Consider the following 21408-nt stretch of genomic DNA (forward strand, 5'->3'; position numbering starts at 1 on the left):
GATCATCCCGTGAGCCGTCACGCCGCTGTCCAGCGCCCCCGTCCCGCCAGGCACTCCCGTCGCCTGCGGACGCACGGTGCGCTGCGCGGGGTCGCTCTCGTCGTGGCGGCGGTGCTCGTGTTCGGCGCCAGCGGCGTCGCGGCCGTGGCCGCCAAGCTCAACGGCAACATGGACAAGGTCGACGTGTCCGCGCTGGTCAATCCGATGCCGTCCCAGAACACGGAGCCGGACCCCGACGACCCGAACGCCGGTCAGGCCGTCAACCTCCTGATCCTCGGCTCCGACCAGCGCGACGGTGAGAATGCCGAGATCGGCGGCGACGACGAGGGGATGCGCTCCGACACGACGATGGTGCTGCACATCTCGGCCGACCGGTCCCGCGTCGAGCTCGTCTCGATCCCCCGCGACTCCCTCGTGGAGATCCCCTCGTGCACGATGACGAACGGGAAGACCACCAAGGCCACCCGGGCCATGTTCAACTCCGCGTTCGCGTCAGGCTGGGACAACGGCGGCGACATGGAGTCCGCGGCCGCGTGCACGATCAACACGGTGCAGCACAACACCGGGCTGACCATCAACCACTTCGTCGTGGTGGACTTCGCCGGCTTCCAGCAGATGGTCGACGCCATCGGCGGGGTGCCGATGTGCATCCCGACCCCCATGTTCTCCCCCGACGCCGGTCTGGCGCTGTCGCCCGGGTTCCAGACGCTCAACGGCACCACGGCCCTGGCGTACGCCCGGGCTCGCAAGGGGCAGGGCGTCGGCGACGGGTCGGACACCAACCGCATCGGCAACCAGCAGAAGCTCATGGCGGCCATGGTCCGCGAGGTGCTGTCCCGCGACGTGCTGACCAACCCCCAGAAGCTCATCTCGTTCCTCAGCGCGGCGACGAGCTCGCTGACGACCGACACGGCGATGTCCATCCCCAACATGACCGGCCTCGCCTACAACCTGCGCGACATCGACAGTGGCAACATCACGTTCATGACGATCCCGTTCGCCCCGGCGAAGTCCGACCGGAACCGGGTGGAGTGGACGGCCGAGGCCGACGTCGTGTGGTCGAACATGGTCAACGACCTGCCCGCGCTCGGCGAGGCGCCCGCTGCGCCGACGCCGGACGCGCCCGTGGAGCCCCCGGTCACGCAGGCGCCGGTCGAGACCACCGCGCCGAGCGCCCCCGCCGCCACGCAGCCACCGCCGGAGGTCCCGACGCCTGTCGAGACGAAGGAAGCCGGCAAGGAAGCGTTCTCCGTCGACGACACGACCGACGTCTGCTGACGGATGAGCCCGGACGAGCGCACACCTCGAAAGCCGCCGCCCAGCTTCGCGCCCGGGGCGCCGGCGCGGCCGGTACGTCCCGAGACCGCCGAACCCATCGTGGTCGGCCGTCCGGCCCGGCCCGCACCCGCCGGACGCCCCGCCCGACGCCCGGCGACGCGCGAGCCGCTGCAGCCGGGCCGCCCGGCCGGCGAACCGCGCCAGCCCGGCCCGTCCGCCGCGGGGACCTCCCCCGCGTCGATCGCGCCCTCGGCCCGGTCCGGCCGCCCGGAGCAGCGGCCCGCCGCCGTCGAGGTCCCGGGACGAGCGCCGACACCGCCGGCGTCCGCGGCCCCCGCCCGGTCCGCGCCCCGCAGCACCCAGTCGCGCCCCGCATCGGGGCGGCCCGCGTCCCGGCCCGCGCCGCCGCAGGGACCGCGCACCCCGGCGCCGGAACCGGTGACGGCGGACGCGCCTCGGCCCCGCAGGAGCCGCCGCGGGCTCGTGCTGGCGATCGCCGGGCTGGTGGTCGTCGCCCTGCTCGCGTGGCCGATCGGCCTGCTGGTGTGGGCGAACGGCAAGGTGCAGCACACCTCCGCACTCAGCGGCGCGCCGAACACCCCCGGCACCACGTACCTGCTGACCGGCTCGGACTCCCGTGCCGACGGAAGCGTGGGCGAGGACGGCACGGAGGGCGCGCGCACCGACACGATCCTCCTGCTGCACGCGCCGACCAGCGGCCCGACGGCCCTGATCTCCCTGCCGCGTGACACGTTCGTCGACATCCCCGGCCACGAGCCGTCCAAGCTCAACGCCGCGTTCTCCTGGGGCGGTGCACCGCTACTGGTGCAGACCGTCGAGGCGCTGACCGGTCTGACGGTCGACCACTACGCCGAGATCGGGATGGCGGGCGTCGAGCAGATCGTCGACGCGGTCGGCGGCGTGAACCTGTGCCACGACGCCGACGTCCACGACCCGGACTCCGGCATGGAGTGGGCCGCCGGCTGTCACGACGTCACCGGCGTCCAGGCGCTGGCGTTCGCCCGGATGCGCAAGTCCGACCCGACCGGGGACGTGGGCCGCGCGGAGCGTCAGCGTCAGCTGATCGGTGCGGTCATGGGCAAGGTCGATCCCGCGCAGCTGCTGGTCCGGCCCGGTCAGCAGGTCGCGCTCATCGACGCGGGAACCGGTGCGCTGACGGTGAGCGACGGCACCGGCATCATCGACATGGCCAAGCTCGCGCTCGCGTTCAAGGCGGCCAACGGCCCGGACGGCATCACGGGCACGCCGCCGATCGCCAGCATCGACTACCGCCCCGGGAACGGCGTCGGCTCCGCGGTCCAGCTGGACCCGGACGCGTCCCCGTCGTTCTGGGCCGCCATCCGCGACGGGTCGCTCCCGCCCGGTCCCGTGGGCGGCATGCCCGGCGCGTGAGGCGCCAGGGGCTCAGACGCTGAAGCCGACGCTCGGCCGCGCGCTCGTCTGGGCGCGCAGTCGCTCGCCCTTGGTGTCGGCCTGACCCTGCAGGTCCTCCTGGAACGCGGCCATCGCCGTCCGCAGCCGCACCGCCTGCTCACCCTCTCCGGAGGCGAGGATCCGCACCGCCAGCAGACCGGCGTTGCGCGCTCCACCGATCGACACCGTGGCCACGGGGACGCCGGCGGGCATCTGCACGATCGAGAGCAGCGAGTCCATGCCGTCGAGGTAGGCGAGCGGGACGGGCACGCCCACGACCGGCAGCGTGGTGACCGACGCCAGCATGCCGGGCAGGTGCGCGGCCCCGCCGGCCCCGGCGACCACCACACGCAGGCCACGCTCGGCCGCGGTCCGGCCGTAGGCGAGCATCTTCTCCGGCTGACGGTGTGCCGAGACCACGTCGACCTCGACAGCGACGTCGAACTCCGCGAGCACCTCGGCGGCCGCCTTCAGGACGGGCCAGTCCGAGTCCGAGCCCATGACGATCCCCACCAGGGCCTGCGCTGCCATCGCCGTCTCCGTCCCGCCGCCACCGTGACGCCGCGCGCCCATCATGTCCCAGCCGGTGCGTCCGCCGGGTCGTGTTCGCGTCGGGCGGACGGGGCCCCGTGCAGCAGCGCCACGGCCCGCACCGCACGTCGCCGGACGTCGGCCAGGTCCTCGCCGCTCACGTTGACGTGGCCGAGCTTGCGCCCCGCGCGGACCTCCTTGCCGTACAGGTGCACCTTGGCTCCCGGGTCGAGGCGCGCGACGTCGGCCAGGGCGAGCGTCGGGTCCTCGAGCGTGCTGCCCAGGAGGTTCGCCATGACCGTCCACGTGGACCGCGGCGCCGTGTCGCCGAGCGGCAGGTCCAGCACCGCCCGCAGGTGCTGCTCGAACTGGCTGGTCACGGCACCGTCGATGGTCCAGTGGCCGGAGTTGTGGGGGCGCATCGCCAGCTCGTTGACCAGGACGCGCGGCGGGCCACCCGCGGCGTCCGCGACCTCGAAGAGCTCCACGGCGAGCACGCCGGTGACGCCGAGGCCACGAGCGATCCTCGTCGCGACGTCCACGGCCTCGGCCCGCGTCGCGGGATCCAGGTCCGGGGCGGGAGCGACGACCTCCGAGCACACGCCCTCGCGTTGCACCGACTCGACCACCGGCCAGGTCCGCGTCTCGCCGCTGGGGCGCCGCGCGACCAGGACCGCGAGCTCGCGCGTGAACGGGACCTTCTCCTCGACCAGCAGCGGGGCTCCTCCGCAGGCGGCGGCCGCGAACCAGTCGGCCGCCTCGTCCGCGGAGCGCACCACCCGCACACCCTTGCCGTCGTACCCGCCGCGGGAGGTCTTCACGACCGCCTCGCCGCCGTGGTCCGCGAGGAACCGCGCGAGGTCCGCGGGGGACGCCAGCGCCGCCCAGGCCGGCACGGGGATGCCGAGGGCCGCCAGCCGCGTCCGCATGACGATCTTGTCCTGCGCGTGCACCAGCGCGGCCGCGTCGGGGTGGACGGCCACCCCGGCCGCCTCGAGCCTGTCGAGCAGCGCGTTGGGCACGTGCTCGTGCTCGAACGTCAGCGCGTCCGCGCCCTCGGCCAGCCGGATGATCGCGGCCTCGTCGGACGCGGCGCCCACCGGCGCGTCGACGACCACCTGTGCCGCCGAGGACGTCGGGCTCTCCACCAGGACCCGCAGGTGCAGCCCGAGGGCCGTCGCCGCCGGCGCCATCATGCGGGCGAGCTGCCCGCCTCCGACCACTGCCACCACGGGTGCCGTCACGGGCGACGACACTAGCCGAGCGTCCCGGCGGGCCGAAACGCTTCGCCCGGCGGGCTCCCAGCCGTGCGGGATATCCTCTCGGGACCGTCTGCCCGACCCTCGAGGAGCCCCGTGAGCGCCAGCGACAGGCTGACCGACCGCGTGGTGGTGACGACGCCTGTCGCCCCGGCTGCTCGGACCGCCGCGCTGCGGGCGCGGGCGTACGAGCTCGGCCGGTTCCTGTCGGTCGGCGGCCTCGCGTTCGTCGTCGACCTCGGCCTGTTCAACCTGCTGCGGTTCGGGCCGGGTCAGGTGCTCGAGCACAAGCCGCTCACCGCCAACGTCATCGCGATCGTCGCGGCGACGCTCGTGTCCTGGTTGGGCAACCGGCACTGGACCTTCTCCCGGCAGCGCACGGACGAGCGGGTGCGCGAGCTCACGGTGTTCGCGGCCATCAACATCGTGTGCGCCGTGATCCCGGTGCTGACCCTCGCGTTCTCGCACTACGCCCTCGACCTCACCACGCCGCTGGCGGACAACGTCGCCAAGGTTCTCGGCATCGCCATCGGGACGGTCCTGCGCTACCTCGGCTACAAGCGCTGGGTGTTCACCGGGCTGCGCACGAGCGTCTGACGGTCAGCGCCGGCGCCGGGCGGAGACGACCGCGCCGAGCGGCAGGACCACGTCGGGCCGCATCGACGCGGGCACCCCCGACAGGAAGAGCGCGAAGACCGCGGGACGGCGCTGCGCCAGCTCGAGCCGGCCACCGTCGGCGGATGCCAGGTCCCGGGCCAGGGCGAGGCCGAGGCCGGTCCCCTTGCCGGACGTCACCTCGCGCTCGAAGATCCGCGGCGCCAGGTCGTCGGGCACGCCTGCTCCTTCGTCGGCGACCTCGATGACCACCGCGCCCGACGGACCGCCGGAGCGGGACCGCACGGTCGTGGTGCCCGCTCCGTGCCGCAGGGAGTTCTCGATGAGCGTCGCGAGCACCTGGGCGAGCGCCCCCGGGGTGGCCAGCACCTGGGTGGCGGGGTCCACCTCGACGACCAGCCGGCGGCCGCTCGCCTGGAAGGTCGGCTGCCACTCCTCCTCCTGCTGGTGCACGACCTCCAGCAGCCGGACCGCCTCGGTCGTGCCGCCCTGGAGCCGGCGCGAGCTGGCCAGCAGGTCGTCGACCACGCGCACCAGCCGCTCGACCTGCTCGAGCGAGATGCGCGCTTCCTCGCTGACGTTCGGGTCGTCCGTGGCCAGCATGATCTCCTCCAGCCGCATGGACAGCGCCGTCAGCGGCGTCCGCAGCTGGTGGGAGGCGTCGGAGGCGAACTGCCGCTCGGCGGCGAGCCGGGCGGCCATCCGGTCCGCGCTGCGCGCGAGCTCCGCGGCCACGAGGTCGATCTCCTCGACCCCCGAGGGTTCGAGGCGCGGACGCACTTGCCCGGCGCCCAGCTGCTCGGCGGACGCGGCGAGATAGACCAGGGGCGCGGTGAGCCGGTTGGCCTGCCAGATGGCCATGGCGATCCCCGCCGCGAAGGCCACGACGGCGGCGACGACGACGAGGGCGATCACGCGGGCGCTCAACCAGAAGACGTCCCACCACGACACGTAGAGCAGCACCGTGGCGCCGGTGTCGGAGACGACCCGGACCGACAGGCTGCGCCCCTCGACGCGCTCGCCGGCCTGGTACTGCTCGCCGTCGGGCGCGCTGACGATCACGGAGGCCGGGATCTCCCCGGCGTCACCGGTCGCGGTCTCGAGCAGCCGGTCGGTCAGGGCGATGTCCTGCTCGACGCGGAAGTCGACGGAGTTGGCGAGCGACTCCGCCCGCGACTGGAGGGCCTGCACGGCGTTCTCGCGCACCAGCTGCGCGCCGAGGAAGGCCAGGGGGAAACCGAGCAGCACGACCGCGACGGTGACCGCCGCGATCGTCGCCTGCAGGACGCGACGGCGCAAGGCTCAGGCCCGCTCGGCGTTCGCGCCCGTCTCGAACCGGAAGCCCATCCCCCGCACCGTCGTGACGTACCGCGGGTTGTTCGCGTCGTCACCGAGCTTGCGGCGCAGCCACGAGACGTGCATGTCGAGGGTCTTGGTCGAACCCGTCGGGTCCGAGCCCCAGACCTCACGCATGAGCGTCTCGCGGGCGACGACCGTGCCCGCGGCGCCCACGAGCACGCGCAGCAGGTCGAACTCCTTGGCGGTGAGGTGCAGCTCGCGCTCGCCCTGGAAGGCACGGTGCGCGGCGACGTCGACCCGCACGTTCTGGGCGTGCAGCTCGTCCTCGTCGGCGGGGTCGCCCACGCTGCGGCGCAGCAGGGCGCGGACGCGGGCGAGGAGCTCGGCCAGGCGGAACGGCTTGGTCACGTAGTCGTCGGCGCCCGCGTCGAGGCCGACGACCAGGTCGACCTCGTCGGCTCGCGCGGTGAGGACGAGCAACGGGGTCGTCAGGCCCAGGTTGCGGATGGCGCGGGCGACGTCGAGGCCGTCCATGTCCGGCAGGCCGAGGTCGAGGACCACCAGGTCAGCCGCCGCAGCCCCGTCGATGGCGCCTTGACCAGTACCTTGCACGCGCACGTCGTAACCTTCACGCCCGAGGGCGCGGGCCAAGGGTTCGGCAATGGCAGGGTCGTCCTCGGCCAGCAGCACCTGGGTCATTCGCCCATGCTAGGTCATGGCACGGTCTTGACCACCAGCGGGGCGCGCCCACAGGTTTGCGTGAACCGGGTGCGCCCGCGGGCGGAGCCGCCGACGACCCGTGTCGTCCCCCGGGCGCACGTCTCCCCGCGTGCTGCGCCCTACCCTCGTGGGGTGACGAGATGGGAGCGCCTGCTGCGCTGGGAGGAGGAACACCGGTTCGCGGTCGACGCCACCGGCACCGGGATCCTGCTGCTGTTCGTCCTGGTGACGGCGACCCACATCACGAGCGCGGCAGGTGACCCGGCGCGGAGCGTCGTGACGCTCCTGGTCTCCCTGCTCATCGTGGCGCCGCTGGCCTGGCGCCGGGTGCGGCCCACCGCCTCGGCGGCGGCCGTCTACACGGCCGCGCTGCTGCAGCTCGCCTTCTACACCCCCCTCGTGGTGCCCGCCGACTTCGCCGTCCTGCTGGCGCTCTACTCGGTCACCGTGCACGGCCCGCGGTGGGCGCACCGGGTCGCCATCGCCGGTGCGCTCGTCGGCTGCCTCCTGCTCGGCGTGGCGATGAACGGCTGGTACAACAGCGCCGGCGCGTCGTCGACCGCCGTGTTCACCGGCGTGGTGGCCCTGTCCGTCTGGGCGTTCGGGCTCGTCCGGCGCTCGCGCCGCGAGACCATCGAGGCCCTGGTCGACCGGGCCGAGCGCCTGGAGGTCGAGCGGGACCAGCAGTCCCAGATCGCCACGGCGGCCGAGCGCGCCCGCATCGCGCGCGAGATGCACGACATCGTCGCCCACTCGCTGACGGTGATGATCGCCCAGGCGGACGGCGGCCGGTACGCCGCCGACGCCGACCCCTCGGCCGCGCCCCGCGCGCTGGGCACGATCGCCGAGACCGGCCGCGCCGCCCTCACCGACATGCGCCGCCTGCTCGGGGTGCTGCGCGGCAGCGCGGAGCCGATCCCGTCGGCCGGTCAGGTCCCGGCGGTGCCCGGACCCGGCGGGCTGCGCCCGGCCGCGACGCAAGACTTCGCCCCGCAGCCCGCCGAGTCCGACATCGGGGCCCTGGTCGAGCAGATGCGGGCCAGCGGCCTGCGCGCCTCGCTGGTCCGCATGGGAGAGCCGCGCAACCTGCCCCCCGGCGCGGGGCTCACGGTCTTCCGGATCGCGCAGGAGTCGCTGACCAACGTGCTCAAGCACGCCGGTCCCGACCCGTTGGTCACGGTGCTGGTCCAGTGGCTGCCGGCGGCCATCGTGCTCGAGGTCAGCGACGACGGCCGCGGTGCGTCGGCGGCGAGCCCCGACGGTCTCGGCCAGGGCCTGGTCGGCATGCGCGAGCGCGCCGCCATGTTCGGCGGCTCCGTCAGCGCCGGGCCGCGACCCGGTGGCGGCTTCCGCGTCCGGGCACAGCTGCCCACCCCCACAGACACCGCCCCCAGCACCGCCAGCCCCGACGAGAGGACGACACCCGTGCCGAGCACCCAGGACGAGCGCCGATGACCGCCACCGCACCGATCCGCGTCGGGCTCGTGGACGACCAGCAGCTGGTCCGCGCCGGGTTCCGGATGGTCATCGACTCCCAGGCGGACCTGCAGGTGGTGCTCGAGGCCGGGGACGGCGCGCAGGCCGTGCGCGCACTGGACCCCGCGGCCCACACCGCCACGGGGCCCGTCGACGTCGTGCTCATGGACGTGCGGATGCCGACGATGGACGGGCTCACCGCGACCGCGCAGATCACGGCGCGCGCGACCGACGCCTCCCCCGCGCCCCGGGTCATCGTGCTGACCACCTTCGACCTCGACGAGTACGTGCTCTCGGCGATCCGCGCCGGCGCCAGCGGGTTCCTGCTCAAGGACGCGCCGCCCGAGGAGATGCTCGCGGCCATCCGCACCGTGCACCACGGCGACGCCGTCATCGCCCCGTCGAGCACCAAGCGTCTGCTCGAGCACCTGGTCACAGCGCTGCCACCCGACGAGCCCGGCGCGCCCTCCGACCCCGCGCGCGTGGCCGTCGCCTCGCTGACCGACCGCGAGCGCGAGGTCCTCGTCCTCATGGCGCGGGGCCGGTCCAACACCGAGATCGGCAGCGACCTGTTCGTCGCCGAGGCGACCGTCAAGACTCACGTCGGCCGGATCCTGGCCAAGCTGCGCGCACGCGACCGCGTGCAGGCCGTCGTGGTCGCCTACGAGACCGGTCTGGTCCGGCCGGGCTCGTAGCACCCGGGCCGGTCCGTCGGTCCACGGGATGACGGACCACCCGCCCGGGGCCTGATGTGCCCGGGGGCACCGGCTCCGTAGCGTCGGGGACGTCGTCATCCGTACCGAAGGAGCCAGTCGTGGACACCACCGTCTTCCGCCCGTCCGACGAGGGGCCGCCGCCCGTACCGGGATCGGTCGCCGTGAGCGCCCGGTCCCTCTCCAAGTTCTACGGGCAGGGCGCGGCCGAGGTCCGGGCGCTCGACGGGGTCGACGTCGACTTCGCCGCGGGGGCCTTCACCGCGATCATGGGGCCGTCCGGCTCCGGCAAGTCGACGCTCATGCACGTCCTGGCCGGCCTGGACCAGGCCACGTCGGGCACCGCCCGCCTGGGCGCCACCGACATCACGTCGCTGGACGACGCGGCGCTGACCCGGCTGCGCCGCGACCGGGTGGGCTTCGTGTTCCAGAGCTTCAACCTGCTGCCGATGTTCACCGCGGAGCAGAACATCCTGCTGCCGCTCGAGCTGGCGGGCACGGCGGTCGATCGGCCGTGGTTCGACACGCTCGTGTCCACGCTCGGGCTCGGCCAGCGGCTCACGCACCGGCCGGCGGAGCTGTCCGGTGGCCAGCAGCAACGCGTGGCGATCGCCCGCGCACTGATCGCGAAGCCCGAGGTCGTCTTCGCCGACGAGCCCACCGGCAACCTCGACTCCCGGTCCGGTGCCGAGGTGCTGAGCTTCCTGCGCCGCTCGGTGCGCGAGCTGGGCCGCACGATCATCATGGTCACCCACGACCCCACGGCCGCCGCGTACGCGGACCGTGTCGTGCTGCTGGCCGACGGCCGGATCGCCGGCGACATCGCGGACCCGACGCCGGAGTCCGTGCTCACCGGCCTCGACGCGCTGCGCTCGCTGGACCAGGTGGCCCTCTGATGCTGCGACTGACCCTGGCGCAGATGCGCCGCAGCGTCGGTCGTCTGACCGCCGCCGCGGTCGCCATCGCGATCGGCACGGCCTTCCTGGCCACGACCCTGCTGGCCGGCAACGTCATCACCCGGACCGGGTACGACGCGGTGACCGCGACGTACGCCGACGCCGACGTCGTGCTGACCGGGGAGATCACCGACGCCACGCTCGACGACGTCCGGGTGCTGCCCGGGGTGGACTCGGTGGCGGTGCTCGCCCCCACCGGGATCGAGATCCGCAAGGGTGGCGCGAGTCGCTGGCAGATGATGCTGCCCACCTCGGACAACCCGCGCCTGAGCTCGCTGGAGGTCCTGGACGGCACCGAACCGTCGTCCGCGGGCGAGATCGCGCTGCCGGCGACGACCGCGAAGGCCCTCGACGTGGGCGTGGGCGACACCGTCCAGGTCCGGTGGATGTCCGACGAGCCCGCCGACGACGCCACCGCGGACGCCGACGGTGCGGTGACCACCGAGGAGACGTGGCGGACGGTCGACGACGCGGTCGTGGTGACGGGCATCGCGACCGACCCGGCGGACGCGTGGGCCGCGACCGGCGGCGCAGGCCTGATGACAGCGCAGGACGCCCTGCGCTGGACCGGGGCCGACTCGCTCGCGGACCTCAGCACGGCGGGGCTCGTCACCGCGCAACCGGGCACGAGCGCCGAGACCCTGCGCGACGCCGTCGCAGCCGCGGCACCCGGTGCGGACGTGCTGACCAGGGACGAGGCCGCCGCCGAGGCGGTCGCCGAGTTCTCGGCCGGCGGAAACCTCCTGGTGACCGTCGTGCTCGGCTTCGCCGCCGTCGCGCTCCTCGTCGCCGCGCTGGTCATCGCCAACACCTTCCAGGTGCTGGTGGCGCAGCGCACCCGCACGCTCGCGCTGCTGCGGTGCGTGGGAGCCGGCAAGGGTCAGCTGCGCCGCTCGGTGCTGACGGAGGCCGGGATCCTGGGGCTCATCGCGTCGGTGGTCGGGCTCGCCGCCGGCATGGCGCTGGCGCAGGCCGCGCTGCTGGTGCTGGGCCGCCTCGACCTGGGCGTCCCGCTGCCCAGCACGATCCAGGTGACCGTGCCGGTCGTCCTGCTCCCGCTCCTGGTGGGCATCCTCGTCACCGTGCTCGCCTCGTTGGTGCCGGCGCGCGAGGCCACGCGGGTCTCCCCCATGGCGGCGCTGCGGCCGGTGGACGCCCCGGTCGTCAGCAGGCGCGGGGGCAAGGTGCGCCTCGCAGCCGCCCTCGTCCTCATGGTGGGCGGGGTCGCGATGCTGCTGCTGTCGGCGGTCCTGGCCCGCAGCGGCGGCGCCGACCCGATGCTGCTGCTCGGCGCCGGAGTCCTGGCGGGCGCGCTGTCGTTCGTCGGGGTCCTCCTCGGTGCCGTGTTCTGGGTGCCCAAGGTGGTCTCGCTCGCCGGTCGGGCGCTGTCCGGCACGGGCACCAGTGCTCGCCTCGCAGCCGCCAACACGGTGCGCAACCCGAGCCGCACGGCGGCGACGAGCACCGCGCTGCTCATCGGCGTGACGCTCGTGGCGATGATGAGCACGGGTGCTGCGAGCGCACGGGTCTCGCTGGCGCAGGAGCTCGACGAGCGCTACCCGGTGGACCTGATGGTCGACGCGTCGGTCCAGGGTGACGACGCCGCACTGGCGGAAGGGCTGGCGACGGAGGTCGCGGACGTCTCCGGAGTGCGGACCGTCCTCGAGATGCGGGTCGCTTCGGTCCTGATCGGCGACGAGTGGGTCACGGTGGCTGCCCCCGCCGCCGGTGCGACGACGGACGTCCTGCGCGATCCCCGCGTCGTGTCCGGGCTGGCCGACGACACCCTGGTGCTTCCCAAGCGGGTCGGTCAGCAGATCACCGTCGACTCGGCCACCCTGACCGCGTACGCCGAGGGCGGGGACGGCTCGACGCCGGCCCCCGGGGGCTCGGCCGCGACGCTCGAGATGGTCCGCAGCGACCTGGGCGGCGGCTTCGCCCTCGTCACACCCAGCACGTTCGAGGCGCTCGCGCCGCAGGCCCAGGTCGTGATGCTCTGGGTCGGTCTCGCTCCCGGGGCGGACGAGGCAGAGGTGCTGCAGGACGTGCGCGCAGCGCTGCCGGACACGCCCGCCGAGGTGAGCAGCGCGGCGGCGCAGCGTGCCGGCAACGAGCGGCTCATCGACACGTTCCTCGCGATCGTCGTCGGGCTGCTGGCGGTGGCCGTGGTCATCGCACTCATCGGCGTGGCCAACACGCTGTCGCTGTCGGTGCTGGAGCGGCGTCGCGAGTCCGCGACCCTGCGTGCGATCGGGCTGTCCCGCCGCCAGCTGCGCTGGATGCTGGCGGTCGAGGGCATGCTCATCGCCGGTGTCGGCGCGCTGCTGGGGGCCGTGCTCGGCCTGCTGTACGGCTGGGCGGGCGCCGCCATCGTGTTCGGGGAGGTCAGCGGCGTCGTGCTCGTGGTCCCGTGGACCGACCTGCTGCTCGTGCTGCTGGTCGCCCTGGTCGCGGGTCTGCTCGCCTCGGTGCTGCCGGGCCGCGCGGCCGCGCGCACCTCGCCCGTGGCGGCGCTCGCCGTCGACTGACGCCGTCCCACAGGCCCGCCGAACCGACCGGCGGGCCTGTGGACGGCCGACCCGTCCCCGCCGGCCGGAGGGCGGGTCCCCGGATCCCGGGGTAGGCCCCCAGAGTCACCGCGTGCGGTTCACCCTGCTCCACCCCGACCCCTCGCGAGGGCCCGGCCTGCACCCCACCGACGTCGAGGCGGACGTCGGCATCGCGCTGTCCGCACTGCGGCCCGCGCTCGCACGCGCGAGCGGGTACGCGGGCTGGGCGAGTGCCGGTATCCGGCCCGCCGTGGGGGACGTCGCTCTCGACGAGCACCACGTGGTCGGTCAGCCGCCGCTGGTCCACGGGTGCGTCCTGCGCACGGGGACCGGCGCCCCGTCGGAGGCCGTTCTCGCGGTGCGCTCGCCGTGGCACGTGGCCGTCGTCGCGGGCCCGGACAGCGGCGGCGTGCTCGCGGTGCCCGCCGTCGGCACGGTGCGCCTCGGGCCCCCGGGACGCACCGACGCGCCGTCCCTGACCGTGCACGACCCCACCCTGACCACCGTGCACCTGCGGCTGCGCGGCCGGCGCGTGCGCGCACGGGTCGGGCGCGGGCCGTGGCGGCGGTGGCGACCGGACCGTCCCCACCGGGTCGGGCGGACGACGCTGGTCGTGCGCGGGGAGCCCCGCGACCGGACGCCCCACCAGCGGGCGCCCGACGAGGTGCCGTCGACGATGGCCCGGCCGGTCACCTGGCTGGCTCCCCTGCTCGGCACCGTGGCCCTCGCGGCCGCGCTCCGGCAGCCCCTGCTCCTGGTTGCCGGCCTGGCCGTGCCCCTCCTCGCGCTCGGCCCGGCTGCCGTCACCCGCTGGCGCCGCCGCGGCCGCGCGCCCGCCGACGACGCGGTGCTCGACCTCGCGGCGCTGGCCGCTGCCACCGCGCACGCCCGCGTCACCGCCACCGCCGAGCCCATCCTGCTCGAACCGCCCTGGGACCCCGGCGGCTCGCTGGCGGTCGTCGGCCCGCGCGACCTGGCCCTCCCGGTCGCACGGGCCGCCGTGCTCGGCGCCCTGGGCACCCACCTGGGCACCCGCCTGGCCGTCCGCAGCCTGCGGTCGAAGGACTGGGCGTGGTGCGTCTGGGCGACCGCTGCCGACGCCCCGCTGCCCCGCGGGGTGGAGCCGGCACTGGTCGTCGCCGACCAGCCGCCCGATCCGGCGGCCCTCGCGCGGTGGCGGTCGCAGGCCCCGGCGGCGCAGCGCGTGCTGGTGCTCACCGAGTCGGTGGCCGGGGTGCCGGCGTGGTGCCGGGCGCGGCTCGAGGTCGGGCACCGCTCGGTGCGCCTGCACGACGCCGGGGGTCGGGTCGAGGAGGTCCCACGGCACGGCATCTCCGTGCAGCGCGCCGAGGACCAGGTGCGCGCCGCCGCGGCCGTGCACGCGTCGGTCGAGTCGTGCGGACCCGACGTCGCGGCGACGCTCCCGACCCAGGTGTCGCTCGCGGACCTCGACGGCATCCCGGCTCCCGGGGCCGTGGCCCAGGCCTGGGCGACGCCGCGCACCGGGCTGGTCGCGGCGCTCGGGACGGGCGCAGGCGGCACCACCTCGGTCGACCTGGTCGGCGACGGGCCGCACGCCCTGGTGGCGGGCACGACCGGTGCCGGGAAGTCGGAGCTGCTCACCACCCTCGTCCTGTCGCTGGCCCTGACGCACCCCCCGGACCGCCTGGCGATCCTGCTGGTCGACTTCAAGGGCGGGACGGGACTCGGTCCGGTGGCGGTGCTCCCCCACGTCCTGGAGCACGTCACCGACCTCGACGCGGCGCATGCCCGGCGGGTTCTCGCCGCGTTGCGGGGCGAGCTGCGCCGGCGGGAGACCGTGCTCGCCGCGGCGGGGGCGCGCGACCTGGCCGAGCTGGATCCGGCTGCCGGGGCGCCGCCCCGGCTGCTCGTGGTGGTCGACGAGCTGCGCGCACTCACCGAGGACGTGCCCGACGCCTCGGCGGCGCTCACCCGGATCGCGGCGCAGGGCCGTGCGCTCGGCGTGCACCTCGTCCTCGCGACGCAGCGCCCGGCCGGAGCCGTCGCCGCGGACCTGCGCGCCAACGTCGCCCTGCGCATCGCCCTGCGCGTGACCGACCCCGCCGACTCGACCGACGTGCTCGACGCGCCGGACGCGGCCCTCCTCGACCCGACCACGCCGGGCCGGGCGTGGGTGCGCCGGGGGACGCGCCCGCTCGAGCCGGTGCAGGTCGCCCGGGCGGTCGCGGGGTCGTCCGGCCCCGGGGTGGTCGCGGCACGACCGTGGTGCGACGCCGTGGGGGGCTGGTCACCGACAGCACCCCCGCCAGCCGCCGACGACGCGTGCGCGGCCTGGCTGCGCGCCGCCGACGCCGCTGCCCGCGCGCGTCCCACGACCGCACGTCCGCCGTGGTTGCCGGCCCTGCCCCCGGTCGTCCGCACCGGCGACGTGCCCGACGGTCCGGGACTCGCCCTGGCCGTCGCGGACCTGCCGGACGAGCAGCGCCGCGGGGCGGTGCGGTGGGAGCCGGCCGACGGTCCCCTCCTCGTCGTCGGAGGGCCCCGGTCCGGACGCACGACCACCCTGGTGGCCGCGGGCGCCGGGGCGCTCGCGCGCGGGTGGGAGGTGCACGCGATCGGGCTGCCCGCCGAAGCCGTGGCGCACCTGCGCGACGTGGATCCCGACGGAGGGCTGGGCAGCGTGCTCGCGACGGAGGACGCCCGTGCGGTCGCGCGCCTGCTCGAGCTCGTCGCCACGGCCCAGCGCCGCCGGGTGCTGGTCGTCGTCGACCGCCTCGACCTGCTGCTCGACTCGCTCGGCCTCCTGGCGCGGGGGGCGGGCGCTGACCGGCTGACCGCGCTGTGGCGCGGCAGGTCGGGCGGGGCCGCCCTCGCGGCCGCTGCCGGTCCCGGCGGGGCGGCGCTCCAGCACGCGGCCGCATTCACGCACCGGCTCGTCCTCCCACTGGCCGACTCCGCCCTGGACGCGCTGGCGGGCGTGCCGGCCGCGCTCGCGGGACGCCGCACCACGCCGGGCCGGGCCGTCCACGTGCACGCGGCGGGCGCCGAGCTGTGCCAGGTGGTCCTCCCGGAGCGCGCTGCTGCGCCGCGCCACGGCCCCCGGGCGGCACCGGCCCCGCTGCTCGTACGCCCGCTGCCCGAGCGGTCCGACCTGCCGGCGCATCTCCCGGCGGGCGGGCTGCTCCGGGTCCCGCTCGGTCAGGGAGGTGACGACGCGGAGACCGTGTGGGCGGACCTGACGGAGGGGCTGCTGGTGGCCGGACCGCCGGGCTCGGGGCGCAGCACCGCACTGCGGGTGGTCGCGCAGGGATTGGTCCGTGCCGGCGTCGGGGTGGTCCGGCTGACGGGCACCGGCACCGCGCCGCTGCCGGGGGTGCGTGACGTCGGGCCGGACGACGTGGTGGCGGCGTGCCAGGCAGGTGGGGGCGATCCGGCCGCTGTGCGGGCCCCTGCCGCGGTGCTGCTGGTCGACGACCTCGACGACCTCGAGCGCGCACACCCCGAGCTCACCGCGCTGCTCGCCTCGTCCTCGGCGACCCTCGTGGCCGCCGTGACCTCCGGCAGTGCCGCCCATGCCTTCCGGGGGCCGGTCGCGGCGATGCTGCGCCGCCGCCGGCTGCTCGTGCTGGACGTCCACGACCCCGCGTCCGCCGAGCTCGTCGGCCCGACCGCGGCCTGGCACGTCGACCCGCGCAGCCGCCCGGCCGGACGGGGGGTGCTCCTGCACGGCAGAGCGGCAGTCGTCGTGCAGGTCTACTCGGCGTCCTGACGGCGAGCCGGCGCGCCCCCGGCCGGCAGCAGCAGCCCGACGCCGACCACCACGGCGATCACCAGGACCGCAGCCGCCCACACCGTCTGCTCGGCGCCCAGCCAGCCGACGGCCAGCACGACGAGGAGGATCTGCCACATGATCACGGGCGAGCGCGCCCACCGCCGACCCCGCCACAGACCCCGGGCCGCGAGCAGGAGGAGCAGCGCGATCCCGAAGCCGAACGCGGCCAGGAACAGGCTCGCGGCCGGCATCGTGGCGGCGCCGCGCACGACGTCGGTGGTCCACGCCACCGCCAGGCCGAGGAACGCGGCCGCCTCGAGGACGACGAGGAGGCACACGACGAGCAGGACGGGGCGGCGTTCGGTCACCCGAGGAGCCTAGGCACGTCGGCTCGACGCGTCCGCGGGGACCCGCCGACGGCTGGTGGCGTCGGGTCCGATACCACGGCTCGAGGGTGACTCACGACACGAGGTGACGCCGATCACGCTACCGGCGCAGGGCCGCGACCAGGACTTCCGGCTCAGAATGCCCCTCACCTGCGGCGATGTGCGTCCTATCGCGATGCACAGGAGACTCCCAGGTGTGACGAACGCATCAACCGTCACCGAGATGAAACCTTCCTGTAACCCTTGTGGACTCACCACACGGGTGCGAGCCTAGAGGCAGTACGTCCACCCACCCCCCCGATCTCACGTGCAGACTCGTGCGCCCTGCCCCCCGGGCGCTCAGCGACGTGTGCCTAGGAGCGAACTCATGGATTGGCGCCACCGCGCAGAGTGCCTCGACGAGGACCCGGAGCTCTTCTTCCCCATCGGGAACACCGGTCCTGCGCTGCTCCAGATCGACGAGGCGAAGGCTGTCTGCCGTCGCTGCCCCGTCGTCGACACGTGCCTGAAGTGGGCGATCGAGACCGGTCAGGACGCCGGCGTCTGGGGCGGCCTGTCCGAGGACGAGCGCCGCGCGCTCAAGCGGCGCACCGCCCGTCAGCGACGCGCCGGCTGACACCCGCACCGCCTCACCCGGCCCCGCCGCGCACCGCGCGGTGGGGCCGAGCCGTGTCCGGAGGGAGCCGACGGCGCCCGGCAGCTCAGGCCAGGGCCGCGATGTCGCAGCTCAGGATGTCGCAGCTCAGGCCAGAGCCGCGATGTCGCGGGGGCCGCGCAGCCGCGCCTCGATGACGACCGAGGTGCCGCCGCCCTCCCGGTGTCGCCACTCGATCGTGCCCCGCATCTCGTTGGTCACCAGGGTCGAGACGATCTGCGTGCCGAGCCCGGTCCCCGCGCCCCGGTCGGTCGGCACCCCGGAGCCGTCGTCGGCCACCTCGACGCGCAGCGTGTCGTCCTGGCGGTCCACGATGACCTCCACCGTGCCCGACTCCCGTCCCGCGAACCCGTGCTCGACGGCGTTGGTGACCAGCTCGGTGAGGATGAGAGCGAGCGCCGTGGCGTCCTGCGCGGGGATCGAGCCGAACGAGCCGCGCACGAGCGTGCGCACCTGGGCGCCCTCGGTGGCCACGTCCGCAGCGAGCCGCAGGCTGCGGCCGACGAGGTCGTCGAAGGGCACGCTCTCGTCCAGGGTCTGCGACAGGGTCTCGTGCACGAGCGCGATCGTGGCCACGCGCCGCATGGCCTCCACCAGCGCGTCCTTGGCCTCCGGCGAGGCCACCCGGCGGGACTGCAGCCGCAGCAGCGCCGCCACGGTCTGCAGGTTGTTCTTCACGCGGTGGTGGATCTCGCGGATCGTGGCGTCCTTGGTGATGAGCTCGCGCTCGCGGCGTCGCAGCTCGGACACGTCCCGGCACAGCAGCACCGCACCGACCCGCTGGCCGTGCTCGGTCAGGGGCACCGCGCGCAGCGACAGCGCCACGCCGCGCGCCTCGACGTCCACGCGCCACGGCGCCCGCCCCATGAGGACGAGCGGCATCGACTCGTCGACCGTGTCGTGCTGCTCGATGAGCTCCGCGGTGACCTCGACGAGCGAGCGCCCCACCAGGTCGCCCACCACGCCGAGCCGGTGGAAGCACGACAGCGCGTTGGGGCTGGCGTAGAGCACCTCGCCCTCCGAGTTGAGGCGCACGAGCCCGTCCCCGACGCGGGGCGCACCACGGCGCGGGCCGGTCGGGGCGTCGGGGGCCGGGAACTCGCCGCGGCCCACCATCGCGAAGACGTCGTCGGCCGCCTCGACGTAGTTCAGCTCGAGCCGGCTCGGGGTCCGGGTGCCACCCAGGTTGGTCTGCCGGGCGAGCACCGCGATGGCCTTGCCGCGCCGGACCACCGGGACGGCTTCCTCGCGCACCGCGTAGGAGCCGAACCAGCGCGGCTCGCGCGACCGCTGCGGCACCCGCTCGTCCAGCGCACGCTGCAGCTGGCCCCGCTGGCCCTCCGGGGCGCTGGAACCGACCACGTCGTCGTAGTGCACGGTCGCCCCGGTGGACGGCCTCGCCTGGGCTATCGCGATGAAGTCGCCCTCGCTCGTCGGCAGCCACAGGACGAGATCGGCGAACGCGAGGTCGGACAGCACCTGCCAGTCGCCCACGAGGAGGTGCAACCACTCCAGGTCATGAGCATCGAGCGCGGCATATCGAGCGGCAAGGGTGCTCAGCGTAGACACGGTGCCCAGGGTAGGTCGCCGCTCGGGGGCCGTGGGCAGGACGGCCAAGGCCCGGGCGGCTAGCCTCGGACCACCGACCCGATCACGTAAGGAACAACCGTGCGACTGAGCGTGACGCTCGACCTGCCGACGGACCCGCACGCCGCGGCGCTGATGCTGTCCGACCCCGCGTACGTGGACCAGAAGGTGCGCGCGAGCGGGTCGCTCGAGCACCACGTGGACGTCACCGGCTCCCCCGAGGACGCGTTCACCGTGACGACCCGCCGCGCGATGCCCACGGACCAGATCCCCGGCCACCTGCGCAACCTCGTCGGCAACCAGATCGACGTCCGCCTCGTCGAGGCATGGGAGGCCGCGGCCGCCGACGGCTCCCGCGTCGGGACCGTCGTGGTCGAGATCGCGGGTGCTCCCGTGCGCCTCAGCGGTCGCACCGCCCTGGTCGCGAACGGGGCGCACCGGAGCACGGTGACGTACGACGGGGAGCTGCGCGCGACGGTGCCGATCTTCGGCTCCGCGATCGAGCAGGCCGCCGCCGGTGCGATCCGCTCCGCGCTGCAGGTCGAGCAGGACGTCGCGAACCGCTGGATCACCGGTCACGGACAGGCGCCACAGCCGTAACGATTCGGTAACACGGACCGATGTCCATATCGCTCTGACCTGCGCAAACACCTGTGTGGAATCGCTACCACACCGATTACCCCCACACGGCTCCTTGACACCCGCGGGGGCGCCGACGACAGTACTCCGCAGCGCGTGGGAACGCTCCCGTACTGCGGAGGGGAGCGCGACCACGCCGGGTCCAACGGCCCAACCCGACGTCCCCCCGCTCCCTTTCGGCGACCGGACGACGGGCGCCCTACGGGTACGGCGAGGACGCCGTCCGACTGACAAGGGAGTCACAGTGCGCAAGACCACCAGCAAGATGTGGGCGGCCGCGGCAGGGGTCACGGGCATCGCCCTCCTCGCCACCGCCTGCTCCGGCAGCTCCGACACGCCGGGCGACGACGAGTCCGAGGGCGGCAGCGAGAACATCACCCTCACGCTCGGCACGTTCAACGAGCCGGGCTACACGGACGAGATGTTCGCCGCGTACGAGGCCGAGAACCCGGGCATCACGATCGAGAACAAGAAGGCCGCGACGTCGAACGAGGCGCGCGACAACCTGAACACGCGCCTCGCGGCCGGCTCGGGCTCCTCGGACATCGAGATGATCGAGATCGACTGGCTCCCGGAGCTCATGCAGTACCCGGACAAGTTCGTCGACCTGACCGACCCCGAGCTCGCGGACCGCTGGCTGCCCTGGAAGGTCGAGCAGGCCACGACCCCCGACGGCATCCTGCTCGGCTACGGCACCGACATCGGCCCGGAGGCCATCGCGTTCCGCGGCGACCTGCTCGCCGCGGCCGGCCTGCCCTCCACGCGCGAGGAGGTCGCCGAGGCCATCGGTGGCGCCGACGCCACGTGGGAGAGCTACTTCGAGTTCGGCCGCCAGTACAGCGCCGCCTCCGGTGGCAAGCCGTTCTTCGACTCCGCCGGTGCCACCTACCAGGGCATGATCAACCAGGTCAAGAACGCCTACGAGGAGGAGGACGGCACGATCATCGCCGCCGAGAACCCCGAGGTGAAGGCGATCTACGACGCCGTCACCAAGGCGTCGGTCGACGACGGTCTGTCGGCCCACCTCAGCCAGTGGAGCGACGACTGGGCCTCCTCCTTCCAGACGGACGGCTTCGCCACCATGCTGGCCCCGGGCTGGATGCTCGGTGTCATCGAGGGCAACTCGGCCGGCGTGACCGGCTGGGACATCGCGGACGTCTTCCCCGGCGGCGCCGGCAACTGGGGCGGTTCGTTCCTCACGGTCCCGTCGCAGAGCAAGCACCCCGAGGAGGCCAAGAAGCTGGCCGCCTGGCTCACCGCGCCGGAGCAGCAGATCGCCGCGTACAAGAGCAAGGGCACGTTCCCGAGCCAGGTCGAGGCGCTCGCCTCGGACGAGCTGCTCAGCTCCACGAACGAGTTCTTCAACAACGCCCCCGCCGGCCAGATCCTGGCCAACCGCGCGGTCGGCATCATCGCCCCGTTCAAGGGCAAGCAGTACTTCGCGGTCAACGACGCGATGCAGTCGTCCCTGACCGAGGTCGACGTCAACGGTGGTGACCCCGCCGCTGCGTGGGACACCTTCGTCAGCGCGGTTTCCGCACTCGGCTGACGCTCGTC

The 21408-nt window shown here is 74.6% G+C and carries 17 protein-coding genes; 11 read left to right on the top strand and 6 right to left on the bottom strand.

From position 1 onward, the window contains the following. Window positions 1–9 precede the first annotated feature (9 nt). Window positions 10–1278 (top strand): LCP family protein, encoded by a 1269-nt coding sequence (locus tag KG102_RS12060; protein ID WP_249667300.1) that lies wholly within the window; start codon window positions 10–12, stop codon window positions 1276–1278. A gap of 483 nt (window positions 1279–1761) precedes the next feature. Beyond that, window positions 1762–2691 carry an LCP family protein gene (locus tag KG102_RS12065; RefSeq protein WP_249667551.1) on the top strand — a complete coding sequence of 310 codons (930 nt, stop codon included), beginning with the start codon at window positions 1762–1764 and terminating at the stop codon, window positions 2689–2691. A 12-nt stretch (window positions 2692–2703) separates the two neighbouring features. Here the strand turns inward: KG102_RS12065 and purE are convergent, their stop codons facing one another. Then, entirely contained in the window at window positions 2704–3243 is a 540-nt protein-coding gene (gene purE, locus KG102_RS12070; RefSeq protein WP_208288640.1) for a 5-(carboxyamino)imidazole ribonucleotide mutase, read from the bottom strand. A 41-nt stretch (window positions 3244–3284) separates the two neighbouring features. After that, window positions 3285–4487, bottom strand: coding sequence for a 5-(carboxyamino)imidazole ribonucleotide synthase (locus KG102_RS12075; protein WP_208288637.1), 1203 nt, complete (start codon window positions 4485–4487; stop codon window positions 3285–3287). Between the two features lie 111 nt (window positions 4488–4598). On the opposite strand from KG102_RS12075, the gene KG102_RS12080 reads away from it, so the two are divergent. After that, complete coding sequence (locus tag KG102_RS12080) at window positions 4599–5099, top strand: GtrA family protein (RefSeq protein WP_208288635.1); 501 nt, start codon at window positions 4599–4601, stop codon at window positions 5097–5099. A gap of 3 nt (window positions 5100–5102) precedes the next feature. Here the strand turns inward: KG102_RS12080 and KG102_RS12085 are convergent, their stop codons facing one another. Together KG102_RS12085 and KG102_RS12090 are read right to left on the bottom strand one after the other, a co-directional pair. Beyond that, a complete protein-coding gene (locus KG102_RS12085; protein ID WP_208211734.1) occupies window positions 5103–6416 on the bottom strand; it encodes an ATP-binding protein in 1314 nt (437 codons plus the stop codon). A gap of 3 nt (window positions 6417–6419) precedes the next feature. Then, a complete protein-coding gene (locus KG102_RS12090; protein WP_208211736.1) occupies window positions 6420–7115 on the bottom strand; it encodes a response regulator transcription factor in 696 nt (231 codons plus the stop codon). Between the two features lie 153 nt (window positions 7116–7268). On the opposite strand from KG102_RS12090, the gene KG102_RS12095 reads away from it, so the two are divergent. From KG102_RS12095 to KG102_RS12115, 5 genes are all read left to right on the top strand, one after another. Further along, window positions 7269–8591, top strand: a complete 1323-nt coding sequence (locus KG102_RS12095; protein WP_208288631.1) for a sensor histidine kinase — start codon at window positions 7269–7271, stop codon at window positions 8589–8591. Further along, window positions 8588–9307 carry a response regulator gene (locus tag KG102_RS12100; protein WP_208211739.1) on the top strand — a complete coding sequence of 240 codons (720 nt, stop codon included), beginning with the start codon at window positions 8588–8590 and terminating at the stop codon, window positions 9305–9307. The genes KG102_RS12095 and KG102_RS12100 overlap by 4 nt, the downstream gene beginning before the upstream one ends. Window positions 9308–9426: 119 nt before the next feature. Further along, a complete protein-coding gene (locus KG102_RS12105; protein WP_208211741.1) occupies window positions 9427–10221 on the top strand; it encodes an ABC transporter ATP-binding protein in 795 nt (264 codons plus the stop codon). Next, complete coding sequence (locus KG102_RS12110) at window positions 10221–12809, top strand: FtsX-like permease family protein (protein ID WP_208288628.1); 2589 nt, start codon at window positions 10221–10223, stop codon at window positions 12807–12809. Before KG102_RS12105 ends, KG102_RS12110 begins: the two co-directional genes overlap by 1 nt. A gap of 112 nt (window positions 12810–12921) precedes the next feature. After that, window positions 12922–16581: an FtsK/SpoIIIE domain-containing protein gene (locus KG102_RS12115; protein WP_208288626.1), complete on the top strand. Its 3660-nt coding sequence runs from the start codon at window positions 12922–12924 to the stop codon at window positions 16579–16581. Here KG102_RS12115 and KG102_RS12120 read toward each other — a convergent pair. Then, entirely contained in the window at window positions 16566–16952 is a 387-nt protein-coding gene (locus tag KG102_RS12120; RefSeq protein ID WP_208211747.1) for a hypothetical protein, read from the bottom strand. The two genes, KG102_RS12115 and KG102_RS12120, sit on opposite strands and share 16 nt — an antisense overlap. Window positions 16953–17337: 385 nt before the next feature. Between KG102_RS12120 and KG102_RS12125 the strand changes: the two genes are divergently transcribed. Next, window positions 17338–17586 carry a WhiB family transcriptional regulator gene (locus KG102_RS12125; RefSeq protein ID WP_208211749.1) on the top strand — a complete coding sequence of 83 codons (249 nt, stop codon included), beginning with the start codon at window positions 17338–17340 and terminating at the stop codon, window positions 17584–17586. A gap of 126 nt (window positions 17587–17712) precedes the next feature. Here the strand turns inward: KG102_RS12125 and KG102_RS12130 are convergent, their stop codons facing one another. After that, window positions 17713–19194 (bottom strand): sensor histidine kinase, encoded by a 1482-nt coding sequence (locus KG102_RS12130; RefSeq protein WP_208211751.1) that lies wholly within the window; start codon window positions 19192–19194, stop codon window positions 17713–17715. Between the two features lie 99 nt (window positions 19195–19293). Here KG102_RS12130 and KG102_RS12135 point away from each other — a divergent pair, with 99 nt between their 5' ends. Together KG102_RS12135 and KG102_RS12140 are read left to right on the top strand one after the other, a co-directional pair. Next, on the top strand, window positions 19294–19812 hold the full coding sequence (locus KG102_RS12135; RefSeq protein WP_208211753.1) for a DUF2505 domain-containing protein: 519 nt from the start codon (window positions 19294–19296) through the stop codon (window positions 19810–19812). Window positions 19813–20095: 283 nt separating this feature from the next. Next, entirely contained in the window at window positions 20096–21400 is a 1305-nt protein-coding gene (locus tag KG102_RS12140) for an ABC transporter substrate-binding protein (protein WP_249667301.1), read from the top strand. The last annotated feature ends 8 nt before the right edge of the window (window positions 21401–21408 follow it).

Origin of the sequence: Cellulomonas fengjieae (assembly GCF_018388465.1) — a bacterium.
GTDB lineage: Bacteria > Actinomycetota > Actinomycetes > Actinomycetales > Cellulomonadaceae > Cellulomonas > Cellulomonas fengjieae.

Coding starts and splice junctions, on each gene's coding strand:
- purE (WP_208288640.1), bottom strand. CDS start 3,243: ATGGCAGCGCAGGCCCTGGTGGGGATCGTCATGGGCTCGGACTCGGAC.
- KG102_RS12090 (WP_208211736.1), bottom strand. CDS start 7,115: ATGACCCAGGTGCTGCTGGCCGAGGACGACCCTGCCATTGCCGAACCC.
- KG102_RS12100 (WP_208211739.1), top strand. CDS start 8,588: ATGACCGCCACCGCACCGATCCGCGTCGGGCTCGTGGACGACCAGCAG.
- KG102_RS12110 (WP_208288628.1), top strand. CDS start 10,221: ATGCTGCGACTGACCCTGGCGCAGATGCGCCGCAGCGTCGGTCGTCTG.
- KG102_RS12125 (WP_208211749.1), top strand. CDS start 17,338: ATGGATTGGCGCCACCGCGCAGAGTGCCTCGACGAGGACCCGGAGCTC.